This is a genomic window from Agrobacterium sp. 20P9.1.2, assembly GCF_057799395.1.
The window spans coordinates 280,270-293,451 of the sequence record NZ_JBYOKI010000003.1; the positions used below are offsets into that span (position 1 = coordinate 280,270).

Annotated in this window: 11 protein-coding genes and 1 tRNA gene; 6 read left to right on the forward strand and 6 right to left on the reverse strand. The window is 55.4% G+C overall.

What is annotated here, in order from left to right:
* Positions 1-35 precede the first annotated feature (35 nt).
* Positions 36-410, reverse strand: a complete 375-nt coding sequence (locus AC27VJ_RS10725) for a hypothetical protein (RefSeq protein WP_488683996.1) — start codon at positions 408-410, stop codon at positions 36-38.
* Between the two features lie 305 nt (positions 411-715).
* Positions 716-790, reverse strand: a tRNA-Glu gene (locus tag AC27VJ_RS10730).
* A gap of 488 nt (positions 791-1,278) precedes the next feature.
* Between AC27VJ_RS10730 and AC27VJ_RS10735 the strand changes: the two genes are divergently transcribed.
* The 5 genes from AC27VJ_RS10735 (at position 1,279) to AC27VJ_RS10755 (ending at position 8,596) form a co-directional block, all read left to right on the forward strand.
* A complete protein-coding gene (locus AC27VJ_RS10735; protein WP_488683997.1) occupies positions 1,279-2,130 on the forward strand; it encodes a GGDEF domain-containing protein in 852 nt (283 codons plus the stop codon).
* Positions 2,131-2,261: 131 nt separating this feature from the next.
* Complete coding sequence (gene gpt, locus AC27VJ_RS10740; protein WP_488683998.1) at positions 2,262-2,759, forward strand: xanthine phosphoribosyltransferase; 498 nt, start codon at positions 2,262-2,264, stop codon at positions 2,757-2,759.
* Between the two features lie 170 nt (positions 2,760-2,929).
* Complete coding sequence (locus AC27VJ_RS10745) at positions 2,930-3,232, forward strand: hypothetical protein (protein ID WP_488683999.1); 303 nt, start codon at positions 2,930-2,932, stop codon at positions 3,230-3,232.
* A 762-nt stretch (positions 3,233-3,994) separates the two neighbouring features.
* A complete protein-coding gene (locus AC27VJ_RS10750) occupies positions 3,995-7,804 on the forward strand; it encodes a vitamin B12-dependent ribonucleotide reductase (RefSeq protein ID WP_488684000.1) in 3,810 nt (1,269 codons plus the stop codon).
* A gap of 483 nt (positions 7,805-8,287) precedes the next feature.
* Entirely contained in the window at positions 8,288-8,596 is a 309-nt protein-coding gene (locus tag AC27VJ_RS10755; protein ID WP_488684001.1) for a hypothetical protein, read from the forward strand.
* 154 nt (positions 8,597-8,750) lie between these two features.
* Here the strand turns inward: AC27VJ_RS10755 and AC27VJ_RS10760 are convergent, their stop codons facing one another.
* The 3 genes from AC27VJ_RS10760 to AC27VJ_RS10770 are packed head-to-tail and all read right to left on the reverse strand — an operon-like array spanning position 8,751 to position 11,618.
* A complete protein-coding gene (locus AC27VJ_RS10760) occupies positions 8,751-9,074 on the reverse strand; it encodes a hypothetical protein (protein ID WP_488684002.1) in 324 nt (107 codons plus the stop codon).
* A 25-nt stretch (positions 9,075-9,099) separates the two neighbouring features.
* Complete coding sequence (locus tag AC27VJ_RS10765; RefSeq protein WP_488684003.1) at positions 9,100-9,993, reverse strand: HNH endonuclease; 894 nt, start codon at positions 9,991-9,993, stop codon at positions 9,100-9,102.
* Positions 9,990-11,618, reverse strand: coding sequence for an AAA family ATPase (locus tag AC27VJ_RS10770; RefSeq protein WP_488684004.1), 1,629 nt, complete (start codon positions 11,616-11,618; stop codon positions 9,990-9,992). The genes AC27VJ_RS10765 and AC27VJ_RS10770 overlap by 4 nt, the downstream gene beginning before the upstream one ends.
* A 169-nt stretch (positions 11,619-11,787) precedes the next feature.
* Here AC27VJ_RS10770 and AC27VJ_RS10775 point away from each other — a divergent pair, with 169 nt between their 5' ends.
* Positions 11,788-12,237, forward strand: coding sequence for a hypothetical protein (locus AC27VJ_RS10775; RefSeq protein WP_488684005.1), 450 nt, complete (start codon positions 11,788-11,790; stop codon positions 12,235-12,237).
* Here the strand turns inward: AC27VJ_RS10775 and AC27VJ_RS10780 are convergent.
* Complete coding sequence (locus tag AC27VJ_RS10780) at positions 12,174-13,103, reverse strand: DUF2971 domain-containing protein (RefSeq protein ID WP_488684006.1); 930 nt, start codon at positions 13,101-13,103, stop codon at positions 12,174-12,176. The two genes, AC27VJ_RS10775 and AC27VJ_RS10780, sit on opposite strands and share 64 nt — an antisense overlap.
* Positions 13,104-13,182 lie beyond the last annotated feature (79 nt).

Here is a 13,182-nt window from a genome sequence, read left to right on the forward strand (position 1 = left end):
GTCAACTGCGAAACTCAACCCGTATTTGGCCGGGGTTAGCTCTCAATGCGCAGGGCAGCAAACAACTGTGCTGACAAGTCTTCCGCTGCAACATCGATTTTCGGAAGTTTCAGGCGAGCGACCTCATCGGCAATGAAGCGATTGAACGCCTGCGCCCTGACCGTGAACTTGTCGATAAGCACTCGACCGCTTGCATCCCTATTTTCGTAATCGCTTTCAGCTTTGATCCGCCGCTCGATCAAACCATCTGACCCGACAAGCCAAACTGCCCTCACCTCATCAGAGAGTAACGGCGCAATCCTTTCTGGCAGCAGGGCTGAGCCCTCCATCACCAAACAATCTGGCGCATTTATCAAAGGCAGAATATGAGCATCCCACATGGAATCGTAATGACGCAGAACCGATTGCATCAACTCATCCAAGCTGAGGTCGCGGTAATGTTCGACAACATGTGGCGGCACGAAATCGGGTGCATCCCGCCATGGCCGACCGGGATGCCGGGCAAGACTATCTGTTGAAATGCAGCGCCAGCCCAAGCGTTGTGCCATCTCAGCAGCGAGCGTGGATTTGCCCGCATGTGAGGTGCCGCCAATCAGAATGATCCGAGCCGCCATATCCCCTCCTATTCAGGCACGAAAAAACACTGTCGCAGACGGCAACGACCGCAAACGACGATGGACAACATACAAGGAAGAATGGGGATTTTGTGAGGAAGTGGTACGCCCTAGGGGAGTCGAACCCCTCTTTTCAGAATGAAAATCTGACGTCCTAACCGATAGACGAAGGGCGCGTAACACTTGCGGTGTGGCGCCCTTATAGTCAGAGCTTTTCGATACCGCAAGCAAGAAAATGCGCCTTTTGACAAAAAAATGACGGACCGGGCGAGAAGCCCTGAAAAACAAGGATTATCCATTCAAAACAGAGGCTTATTTTGCCTGTGGATAAGAGCTTTTGGAGGGGAAATCGGCTGATCCATGCCGAGACAGCGGCGAATCCGGCTTACTGGTCCTGCGTTTTTGAGCGCTAAAAGCGTGTACTTTTGCACTTTGAGGAAACACCTCAGTGGCGCACCACTTAAAATAGCAAAATCGGAAAAAGGAGCCTATAAGATGGGATTTAATATCTGGAATTGAAAAATAAGTTGCCCATCATAAGTTAACCGACATCTCGCCATCGAATAGCTTTTTTTCGAGGCTGATTTCGATCTTGCTATTTTAGAGAATGATCCATTGCCGAGGCGGTAACGGATGACGACTGTGAAAACGACGGATAATGCCCATGCTCCAACGATCGCTGATCGCAAAAATTTTCCTCGTTTCTTTCCTGAGCGTTCACGTTCCGCTTATTGCTTTGATTGTTCATCTGCTTTTTGGTTTTGATACCAGCCCCATTCCGGTCTTCGGCCTTATACTCGTGGCCACCGTTGTCGGCACCGGCGTCTGCCTGTTCGCCATCTGGCACTTCATTCGCCCCCTGCACCACCTTGCCGTGGCTCTGAAGAAATACCCGGAGGACAAAAGCGTTCTTAAAATTCAGTCCAGCGGCACAGATGAAATCGCCATCGTGACCGATGCGACGAAGTCGATGTTGTTTCAGGTTGAGGAGCTGACCAAGAAGCTCAAGCATCAGGCCACCACGGATTTTCTCACCGGACTGGCCAACCGCCGCTGGCTGACGGAGCAGGTGCCCGCTCTTCAGTCGCAAGCCGAGCGTGGCAAGGAGCCCCTTTCCCTCATCCTGTTCGATCTCGATAATTTCAAACAGATCAATGATGATTACGGCCATGATTCTGGCGACAATGTTTTGATGATCGTCGGTGAGATCGTGAAGGATTCTCTGCGGCCCTATGATCTGGCTGCCCGCATCGGCGGCGAGGAATTCTGTATCGTCCTGCCGCGTACCTCGGGCGAAGCTGCGCTGAAGATTGCCGAGCGCCTGCGCGCTGCCTTCCAGGCCAGCTATGTGGAGCCGCTGCCGCATGGTCGCATTACCTGCAGTTTCGGCGTGGTGCAGGCTGGCCCCGGCGAGCGCCTGCAGCAATTGCTACGCCGTGCCGATACCGCGCTCTATCGCGCTAAGGACGCCGGGCGAAACCGCGTCATCGGCGCTTTCGTGGATAAGAACCAGTAGAAGACACACGTTCTTTTTTAGGAATGCGGCAAGAAACCCGTTGGGGAGCTGTGCGATGTGCTTGCTTTTCAGGCATTCTTGCCGCTATTAGCCAAAGCCATCGACAATTTTGACCAGATGGTAGACACCCCATGTCCCTTCCCGATAAAGCTTTTCCCGTCTCCTGGGATCAATTTCACCGCGATGCCCGTGCGCTTGCCTGGCGTCTGGCCGGCCTGAACCAGGAGTTCAAGGCCATCGTCTGCATCACCCGCGGCGGCCTCGTCCCGGCAGCCATCATCTCCCGCGAACTCAACATCCGCCTCATTGACACCGTTTGCATCGCTACCCGCCATGATTACGTCAATCAGGGCGATACGCTGCTGCTGAAGGGCATTTCGCCGGAGCTGATGGAAAAGGAAGGCGATGGCATCCTCGTCGTCGACGACCTGACCGACACCGGCAAGACCGCCATCGAAGTGCGCGAAATGCTGCCAAAGGCCCATTTTGCCTGCGTCTACGCCAAGCCAAGCGGCGTCCCCACCATCGACACCTTCATTACAGAAGTGAGCCAGGATACGTGGATCTATTTCCCGTGGGATCTGGGTTTCACCTATCAGGAGCCTATCGCCAAAGGCGCACCGGGCTGATTTCGCTCACGTTTGCGACGTCGAAAAAAATCATTAGAAAACTGTCTATTTAATTGAAAGTTTTACGACGAAGGGGAAAGTCCGCAGCCAATTGCGGACTTTCGGTTGCCTCTGGTGACGAGTCTGTTATGGACTTTCTGTCCAAACTTCACCGTTGACCGGCTGCCAAAATGAACGAACCTCATAATGCGACAATCATCCAGACGATCATCGGCGCTCTTGAGCAACTGGAACGAGACGACGATGTTATCCTTCTGGGGCCATCACCTCGAAAGGTCGCCGAAAAAATCGCCGTGGAACTAAGTTCAGTCGTGCCAGATCCTGGCCTCTCTCCAGAGGAAATGCGGGGAGTGCGGCTGCTGGTCCTACATGCGATCTCCAATAAGTCTTTTTTTGACTGGGAGATGCCAATGCTTACGGGTTTTACCGCTGCCCAGTTTCAAGAAATAGCAGAAAAACTTCCTCGAGAATGACCGCCCTTATCGCAAAGCGGATGCGCTGTCTCAAATTTCCTAGCCTTCACGACGAAATTGGGATCACACGACCGATATTTGCAACTGAAGTATTCCAAATTTCACAGTTAGGGGCTGCTGCATTCAGGTGCTCTTTTTGGTTTGTCTAGACTTAATTGGTGGTGAACCGGCAATTGTGGAAATCAGGTGTTGTTGCTCGTACACCACACTCGAAAAAATCGAGAAAATCGCGATAAACGGGCCCTCCGTAAGGTAAGGTAGTCGGCATCGGACTTTCTAAAATTCATCCAAGTTACTGAATTTTATGGGTGGTTTTTCTTTCCCCGTTTTCCACAGCCACGCCACACAATATCTTGTGGTTAACAAACGATTGCAAACTAGGCCTTGACGGAATCACTGCATATCCGCAAGGTAATGCTCATGTTGCGGCGGCGACGGAATCGGGTGTTCCACCTTCGGTTCTCATCAGTTTCAGTTCACGCGTTTGTATGCGTTCCAGCCATGAGGGGATGGAGCGCAATCGGTTGTGTGTGAGCTGGCTTTTGTTGCCAAAACAAAATGCGGGATATATGGCGACAACAAACTGTTAATACTATATATAGTATGCTTGCAGCCGAAATCACCACGAGATAGAGGGAACGTCATCCATGGATGATGGTTTCACCTGAGATGACCACACACCGGCGGCGCGCGATAAGGCGCGACGCTGGAGCGAATTTTTGCGCCCTGCCCAGAGGCGCCCAAGGACGAGGACAAAGACAAATGCGCATCGAACGCCGCTTCACGAAGCCCGGCCAGTCTGCCTATGCGGAAATCGAATTCCGCAAGGCCGTGAGCGAGATCAAGAACCCGGATGGTTCCGTCGTTTTCCGCTTAGCGGATATCGACGTTCCCGCGCAGTTCTCTCAGGTCGCGACAGACGTTCTGGCGCAGAAGTACTTCCGCAAGGCCGGCGTCCCTGCCCGTTTGAAGAAGGTCGAAGAGAACGACGTTCCTTCCTTCCTGTGGCGTTCCGTTGCCGATGAAAAGGCGATGAAGGATATTCCCGAAGACGAGCGTTACGGCTCTGAAATCGATGCGCGTCAGGTTTTCGACCGTCTGGCCGGTACATGGGCTTACTGGGGCTGGAAGGGCAAATATTTCTCCTCCGAAGAAGATGCGGCTGCCTTCAAGGATGAGCTTGCCTACATGCTGGCCACCCAGCGCGTTGCGCCGAACTCTCCACAGTGGTTCAACACCGGCCTGCACTGGGCCTATGGCATCGATGGTCCAGGCCAGGGCCACTTCTATGTCGACCCCTTTACGGGCAAGCTGACCAAGTCCAAGTCCTCCTACGAACACCCGCAGCCGCATGCCTGCTTCATCCAGTCCGTCGAAGACGATCTGGTCAATGAAGGCGGCATCATGGACCTGTGGGTGCGTGAAGCGCGCCTGTTCAAATACGGCTCCGGCACGGGTTCCAACTTCTCCTATCTGCGCGGCGAAGGCGAAAAGCTGTCCGGCGGTGGCAAGTCCTCCGGCCTGATGAGCTTCCTCAAGATCGGTGACCGCGCAGCCGGCGCCATCAAGTCCGGCGGCACGACCCGCCGTGCAGCCAAGATGGTCGTCGTCGATGCCGATCACCCCGATATCGAAGCTTACATCGACTGGAAGGTGAACGAGGAGCAGAAGGTTGCCGCTCTCGTGACCGGTTCCAAGATCGTCGCCAAGCACCTGAAGGCCATCATGAAGGCCTGCGTCAATTGCGAAGGCGATAACGGCGATTGCTTCGACCCTGCCAAGAACCCTGCCCTGAAGCGCGAAATCCGCGCTGCCAAGAAAGACATGGTTCCTGAAAACTACGTCAAGCGCGTCATCCAGTTCGCCCAGCAGGGCTACAAGGACATCGAGTTCAAGACCTACGACACCGATTGGGATTCGGAAGCCTACCTCACGGTGTCTGGCCAGAACTCCAACAACTCCGTGTCGCTGAAGGATGACTTCCTGCGCGCCGTTGAAGATGATGGCGACTGGAACCTGACCGCCCGCAAGGACGGCAAGGTCATGAAGACTCTGAAAGCCCGCGATCTCTGGGAAAAGATTTCCCACGCCGCATGGGCATCTGCCGATCCAGGCCTGCACTTCAACACCACCATGAACGACTGGCACACATCGCCAGCCGCAGGTCCTATCCGCGCATCCAACCCCTGCTCGGAATACATGTTCCTCGATGACACGGCCTGCAACCTTGCCTCGCTGAACCTGCTTCAATTCAAGGACGCCAAGACCAAGAACATCGACATTGCCGACTACGAACACGCCGTTCGCCTGTGGACCGTCGTTCTTGAAGTCTCCGTCATGATGGCGCAGTTCCCGTCCAAGGAAATTGCCGAACGCTCCTACGAATACCGCACACTCGGCCTCGGCTATGCCAACATCGGCGGCCTGCTGATGTCCTCCGGCATTCCTTACGATAGCGATGAAGGCCGTGCGATTGCCGGTGCCTTGACCGCCATCATGACCGGCGTTTCCTACGCGACATCGGCTGAAATGGCTGGCGAGCTTGGCCCATTCCCCGGCTTTGCGCCGAACCGCGACAACATGCTGCGCGTCATCCGCAACCACCGCCGCACCGCTCAGGGTCTCGCCTATGGTTACGAAGGCCTATCGGTAAACCCGGTTCCGCTCATCCACACCGATTGCACGGATGCAGACCTCATCACCCACGCAGTTGCTGCATGGGACAAGGCGCTGGAGCTTGGTGAAATCAACGGCTACCGCAACGCCCAGACAACCGTCATCGCGCCAACAGGCACGATCGGCCTCGTCATGGATTGCGACACGACCGGTATCGAGCCTGACTTTGCGCTGGTGAAGTTCAAGAAGCTGGCCGGTGGCGGTTACTTCAAGATCATCAACCGCGCCGTTCCAGAATCCCTGCGCTCGCTCGGTTACTCTGAAAGCCAGATCGCCGAAATCGAAGCATATGCTGTCGGCCATGGCAATCTCAACCAGGCGCCTGCCGTCAACGCCTCGACGCTGCGCGCCAAGGGCTTTACCGATGAGAAGATCGAAGCCGTCAACGGTGCGCTGAAGGCAGCCTTCGACATCAAGTTCGTCTTCAACCAGTGGACACTCGGCGCCGACTTCCTCAAGGACACCCTCAAGGTTTCCGACGAGCAGCTCGCCGACATGAGCTTCAACCTTTTGGAACATCTCGGCTTTGCCAAGAAGGACATCGAAGCGGCCAACGTGCACGTTTGCGGCGCGATGACGCTGGAAGGCGCACCGTTCCTCAAGGACGAGCATCTGCCTGTGTTCGATTGCGCCAACCCATGCGGCAAGATCGGCAAGCGTTACCTCTCGGTGGAATCCCACATCCGTATGATGGCGGCAGCACAGCCCTTCATCTCGGGTGCGATTTCCAAGACCATCAACATGCCGAACGATGCAACGGTTGAAGATTGCGGCGCAGCCTACATGCTGTCCTGGAAGCTGGCGCTCAAGGCCAACGCGCTTTACCGCGATGGTTCCAAGCTCAGCCAGCCGCTCAATGCATCGCTGGTCGAAGATGACGACAACGAAGACGCATTGGATGATCTGATCGCCCAGCCACAGGCCGCCCAGGCCGTGACACTGACGGAAAAGATCGTTGAGCGCGTGATCGAACGCGTCAGCCGCGAGCGTGAAAAACTGCCGAACCGCCGTCAGGGTTACACGCAGAAGGCAGCCGTCGGCGGTCACAAAGTGTACTTGCGCACCGGCGAATTCGGTGATGGCCGCATCGGCGAAATCTTCATCGACATGCACAAGGAAGGCGCCGCTTTCCGTGCGATGATGAACAACTTCGCCATCGCCATCTCGCTTGGCCTGCAATATGGCGTGCCGCTGGAAGAATATGTGGAGGCCTTCACCTTCACCAAGTTCGAACCAGCCGGCATGGTCATCGGCAACGATGCGATCAAGAACGCGACATCGATCCTCGACTACGTCTTCCGCGAACTCGCCGTCTCCTATCTAGGCCGTCACGATCTGGCCCATGTGGATACGTCGGACTTCTCGCAGACGGCACTCGGCAAGGGCATCGAGGAAGGCAAGACCAACCTCGTCTCCACCGGCTGGACACGCGGTTACAAGCCAACCTTGGTCTCCAACACCAGCAGCGAACGCTCTTCGTCCGAGCCAAAGGGTTCGGCAACAGCCGCCCCTGCCCGCGCTTCCGGCAACGTCACGCAGATCTCCGGCAACACGGTCCGCAAGCTGGAACCAACCGTCGCCATCTCCACCTCCGAAGTCCTCGCCTTCAAGCGTGACTACGAGGAGCGCGCCAAGGAACTGGCCGAAGACATCGCCGAAGAGGCCATCGCCACCGAATCCGAACAGGCCGCAACGGCTCTCTTCTCCGACAAAGCAGCAGCAGACGCCGCCTCTGCCAAGACAGAAGCCAAAAAGAAGGAAGCCGAACGCCGCATCCGCTCCATTGCTCAGGGGTACACGGGCAACATGTGCGGCGAGTGCCAGAACTTCACGATGGTGAGGAATGGGACGTGTGAGAAATGCGATACTTGTGGTGCGACGAGCGGTTGCAGCTAAGTTAGCACTCAACGCCAAATAAAAATGTCGCGTCCAACTAAGAAACGCTCCGGGAGGCATTTACGCTGGATAATCCAGCGTAAAGCTCTCCAATAGACCGAAACGACTTTCAGGCGTTCTTCGACGCCTGAAAGTTCTAAAGGGAACGAACAGGGTGTCGCGTCCAACCAAACGTGAGAGACCGCTCAACTAAAATGGATTTTCCAGCTTAGTTGAGCGGCTACCGCCCGGTCCGAACCGGGAGATGGCCGACCACCAGACATCCAGGCACCTCGTGGTGCCTGGAAAATGCCTTCCAGAACAAACAGTGAAACAAACGCCAGAGTTGGAATCAGCCCACCAAGTTCACGCGTAAACATGAGGACTCCCAGTCATGAACATGCATGTGAATTCCATCGAGACGTTCCTCGAAGCTCTCCGTAAAGAACTCATGGAGGCCTCAGTGCTGCGGAAGCCAGCGAGGAACTAAAGCTTCAGCCGAAGGTGCTCGAACAGCTCACCAAGGCAGGCTTCATCACGGCGGAGATTGCCGTGAACCCGCGGAACCGATGCCCGCAGACGATCTATCGCCAGGAGGAACTCGACAGGTTCTCGAACGAATTCGTGTCGCTGTTCGGATATGCGTCCCGTCTTGGCGTGCATTTCATGAAGGCGAAAAAGGATCTGGAGAGTACCGGCGCGCCGGTGGCGATCACGACCGATGCCGTAAGCGCGACCTTCTATCGGTGGGCAGATATCCGGGCGGCCGGACCGAGGTTCGCGGAGCTTGGCATCACGTTTGCGTTTCAGTGACGATCACGTTTGACTAATTCGCCCGGCATATCGATTTTGGCATAAGCAGGTTGCCGGGGGGAGCGTCACGAAGTGCCGCCCACTGTTCATCGGAGGTCCAGAAAGCCTCGATCGGCGATCCCGTGGCAGCCGAGTAGGCGATTTGGCCCATCCCTCAGCTCTCTTCTCGGCTTACCGAAGCCTCGTACCGTCCGCTGGGCAGCTTTCGGTAGATAATGCGACCTCCGCTTCGGTAAACAAGCACGACGATCTGTCCCCACGTGTCGACCTTCTTCAGGATCTCATTCGCAGCTACCGGGTCCTGGATTACGGTCGATGGTGGCATCTCAAAGCCGCTGGTTAAAACTGGGGCAATACCGTCCCAGGCTTCCTCCACCTCAGTCATGGGGATCTCGGAAGCATCGATCTCGATCGTATAAATGCCTCCGTGCTCTATTACCCCTCTAATTACCTCGAGTTCTTCATCCGCGTATTTCATCGTCATCCTCCAGGCTTTGCACTCATTATACCTCGGTCAGTTCCTTGACAGTCAGGTCTTCCACCTGATCAGCAACCTGCGCATCCGGAAGAACATCTCTAAATTCCCCGTCGCAGAAGCCAGCATGGCTTGCCAATGCATGAAGAAGGACAGGCCGCCAATGATTTCGGTAAAATGCACCCTCTTCAACCTGCGCTTGCCTACGCAGATAGTAGCGGACGCCGTCGCCGCCGTTGAACTCGGCGGCCATATGTATCCCCGTCGTATGGCCGACGAGGTAATTGTTCACATCCTTCTGGAAACGGTCATTCATCGAAAGCGCCTCCATCTGGAATTTGATCTTGGCTAGCAGCGGTCCGGGCACCGCCGCGCCATCGTCGATCCAATAAATCGCGGTCAGACCGCCATTATCGACGGCGACATCGACCTTTAGGAACTGAACGTCGGGCAAAATGTCGAAGTAGGCGTGAGCAAACTTCCCCGCGTCGGCTGCCAGTTTGTCGCCGTTACATGCCTCGCACAGTGGAACAAGATTCCGCGCGTAAATGGCAAGTGACTTGAATACCGACTTGGGGAGGTGATGATCGAGCTCGACAGGCGGGTCGATTCCACACATCGGACACAAGTCAACCTTCTCGAAGGCATTTGTCCTTACGTGGTGGATCTTTCCATCTTCATAGGTTTGCCCGTCCGCCTTCAGCACTGCTGCCCTTAAGTCCGTCGCCAGGTTCGGGCCCTTCAGTTCTGGTGACGGCGATCCCAGCAGTTCATCGTAGCGATCGTATATGGCGATGATGGCGTCGATCTCGGCGTCTGTCGGCGCATATCCCAGATCTTCCCCGCCGTATCGGTACGTGTAGAGAACTTTCTGGAGATCATCCCGTGCAGTTTCCCTGGACGGCTTCGGCAGATTTCTCATTTCTTTTTCGAGCGCCCTGCCAGTTTTGACAAAACATAACCACGGGCCTGACCGCTTAACGCAGGTGTGAAGAAATCCTCGATAGCTTCGATTTCGAGACCGCTGTCCACGAGGATATCCAGGACTTCATGAAAGTCTGTCGCGGAGGCTACCAGGCCGAAGATGTCGTATGTCAAAATGCCGACGTTCTCGCCAAACGTTTCAAGCTTCGGCTGCGTCAAATGGACAGTGTCCCCAGCCCGAGTAACGACTCTTACGTGGCGTGCTAGCGTTTCCTGGATGACCACTGGGGAGTGCGTTGCAACAATGCAGAATGCATTCACTTCTTCCAAGATGATCCTGATGGCCTGCATCAGCGCCGCGGTCAGCGGGGGATGAAGATGCATCTCCGGCTCATCGAATAGCACAAGCGATTTTCGAGCGGCTCGCGCCGTCAGCGAGGCGATGACATGCAATGCAATCTTGTGACCCGTGCTCCAGCTCAGGAACGAAGTTTTCGGTTCATTGATGATGAACTCGGCTTCGCCTTCATCTCCTCGCTGAGCAAATGATGGCTCGGAAAGCAGTGGCTCGAGTGCAGCAAGGAAAAGCTGTCGACGGCCGCCGTTGCTGATTGCTGTGACATACTGCTCGAATTCGGCTGCAAGCACGTCGATCGATTTCAAACGGGTAATCGTTGGGCGACCATCCGCGAAAGATTGCGCACCCTCGCGCTCCTGCGCTTCAGCCGAGATGTCGCGAAGTCCACAATACGCGAACCGTCCCCTCCCTGCAGAGATATCCTTGGCAACCTGCATTCGGTCACGGCCATCCAGGCCGGGAACGTCAAAGCTATCGAAGGCACTGTAGGAAATCGTTATGACACGCGAGAAGTTGATATCGGGCGGCTGAAATGTCCCCAATTCGCGGACCGCCGCGACACTGCGTTCCGATCCGGACGCGAACGCAACATGGGAGATTCGCGAGAGCAGCGTACTCTTTCCGGATCCATTCCGTCCGATCAAAGCGACAATCCGCTGAGGAAGCAAGACCTCTTTGCGACTTGGCCCTAGTCTCCTGATTCGACGAAGGCCGACGACTGGAGGAGCGGAAAAATCAAGAGCCAGCTCATCTGACCCGTCGGTTGGCGTAAACGCGAATGGGGTGTCGAGATCGGCGAGCTTGGTGAAGTCCTTATTCAGGACGGCAGCCGCGTCATCGAGGAAGCGATCCCAGGTGTCATTGTCGCGGAAAAGCGAATTGCCCCAACCGGGCTCGTTTTGGAAGTCAGGAACGAGTGATGGATTGGCCACTACGTCTCTGAGGGAGGCCAGAATCTCTGCCCGATCGGTCTCGTTGATTGTTGAGAGTCTCTCGTAATAGTCGAGTGAACGACCGACAGAACACCATTGATCGTCAAGGAGTTCGAACGAATCGATAACCTGCAAGGGCTCGCGCCGTTTCTGTCCAAGCTTCAAGATTTTGACGCTACCAACAAGCAGGAGCTCTTCGCTCTCGCTGTCCCTATAATAAAGATAGTAGGTGGTCTTGAAGTCGTAGTCGTCCCAGGTGTCCTGCTGCAGACCCACTTTGCCCTTGATGGAGTTCAGCTCTCCTTTGGAGGGCGGGTAGATATCGAAGTTCATTGGAGCAGCTCCACCCCCAGCCATGAGCCTAGGATATTCAACCGTCGATTACCATGATTCGCCTCGCGTTCCAATTCACGCGCCCTGTTAACTGGTAGTCCGATTTTCGGGGCAATCTCTTCGTTTTGTTGGATTTGGAGAATCGGGAACCCTATCTTCGTCCTATGACATGTCCGCAGCGAAGCAAGAACATGCGCGCAATCAATCGCGGGACACTCGTCCAGAGATGATCGTCCGGAAAGTGGCGCATGCACTCGGTTATCGTTACAGACTGCATCGACGAGATCTCCCAGGCACCCCGAACATAGTTTTTCCTTCCTGGGAGAAGGTGATCCTGGTTCACGGCTGCTTTGGCACATGCACGACTGTCGCCGCGGCTATCGCGAGCCAAAGGAGACCAAGACTATTGGTCGAAGAAAATCGCCCGCAACAGGGTGTGGGAAAATCGCCACCTCGACGAGCTCAAACGGATGGGTTGGCAGATCCTCGCCCGAGATTGTTTCCGCAGGGTAAAAGATCAGGCGTCAGGCCGACGCTCAGTGTCTCGCGCGCCATTTACTCGTATCGCTTCCGCGGTCTGACGGGGTACCCTTCAACGTATTCCCCCAGCAGCCCATAGTGATTCAGGATCCGGAACGGATTGTTGGCGGCAGCCTCAAATCTTTGCGCGTCATCGATCGAACACCAAGGGCAGATATCCCCCTTTTCTCTCAACGGCTCCGAACACTCCACACATTCCGCGATCGGTGGAGCAATATCGCCTTCCGCATACACTCTCGTGCTCCCGCGGTCTGTCAACATGAACGGCGACGGATAACTGCGGCCGATCTTCCCAGAGTAATAGTCAGCGCCGAGCCCGTTCGCCGTCTCTTCGAGAACCTGTTTTAATTCCGCTGATGCTTTGGCACCTGAGATCACCGCTGCGACACATGGCTCCGGCACATAAAGGATCTTGTACCCTCCGACATCCTCCACGTAGTCTTCGAAATTGACGGCACGGACCTCCTGCTCGTAACTCCATTCCCGGTACTTTGAGAAATACCCTTCAAAGATAACGGCGTTCCGGAGTGCCATCGCGTCACGAGGCTTTTTCCTTTGTGCCGCCATCTTCGCGAATGAGACCAGCGTTTCGCTCGGTCGATCTCGGTATGTGATCTCGCGAACAAGAAGGTCTTCATAGACCTCCTGCAACTCCGACACGTCAAACCCGATTACGAAGCCCTTGTGGTTGTCGCCATAGTGCGCCCACATCGGGGTCACGACAGGAGACTTCGAGAAGCAGGTTGTCAAATACGGCGGGATCTCCTGCACAACCTCGCTGTAGGTGGCGAGGAGATCGGATCCCTGATCGAGATCAATACCGAGGAATAGCTCGTACGGATCGTTGTAGTCCGCTGGCAGCGTGCATTTGATGCCGACATGGCCATCGCGAGCGAAAACGTGTTCGGCGACGCCCGCCGAAAAATATTTGAATATCATTTTCATCGGAGACACTCCCCCAGTGCCGAGAAGTGCATATCGCAGTTTTTGACTGAGCAAAAGGGGTGTGTTGCTGACCGTCGCT

Coding starts and splice junctions, on each gene's coding strand:
- AC27VJ_RS10725 (WP_488683996.1), bottom strand. CDS start 410: ATGCAATCGGTTCTGCGTCATTACGATTCCATGTGGGATGCTCATATT.
- AC27VJ_RS10735 (WP_488683997.1), top strand. CDS start 1,279: ATGCTCCAACGATCGCTGATCGCAAAAATTTTCCTCGTTTCTTTCCTG.
- gpt (WP_488683998.1), top strand. CDS start 2,262: ATGTCCCTTCCCGATAAAGCTTTTCCCGTCTCCTGGGATCAATTTCAC.
- AC27VJ_RS10745 (WP_488683999.1), top strand. CDS start 2,930: ATGAACGAACCTCATAATGCGACAATCATCCAGACGATCATCGGCGCT.
- AC27VJ_RS10750 (WP_488684000.1), top strand. CDS start 3,995: ATGCGCATCGAACGCCGCTTCACGAAGCCCGGCCAGTCTGCCTATGCG.
- AC27VJ_RS10760 (WP_488684002.1), bottom strand. CDS start 9,074: ATGAAATACGCGGATGAAGAACTCGAGGTAATTAGAGGGGTAATAGAG.
- AC27VJ_RS10765 (WP_488684003.1), bottom strand. CDS start 9,993: ATGAGAAATCTGCCGAAGCCGTCCAGGGAAACTGCACGGGATGATCTC.
- AC27VJ_RS10770 (WP_488684004.1), bottom strand. CDS start 11,618: ATGAACTTCGATATCTACCCGCCCTCCAAAGGAGAGCTGAACTCCATC.
- AC27VJ_RS10775 (WP_488684005.1), top strand. CDS start 11,788: ATGTCCGCAGCGAAGCAAGAACATGCGCGCAATCAATCGCGGGACACT.
- AC27VJ_RS10780 (WP_488684006.1), bottom strand. CDS start 13,103: ATGAAAATGATATTCAAATATTTTTCGGCGGGCGTCGCCGAACACGTT.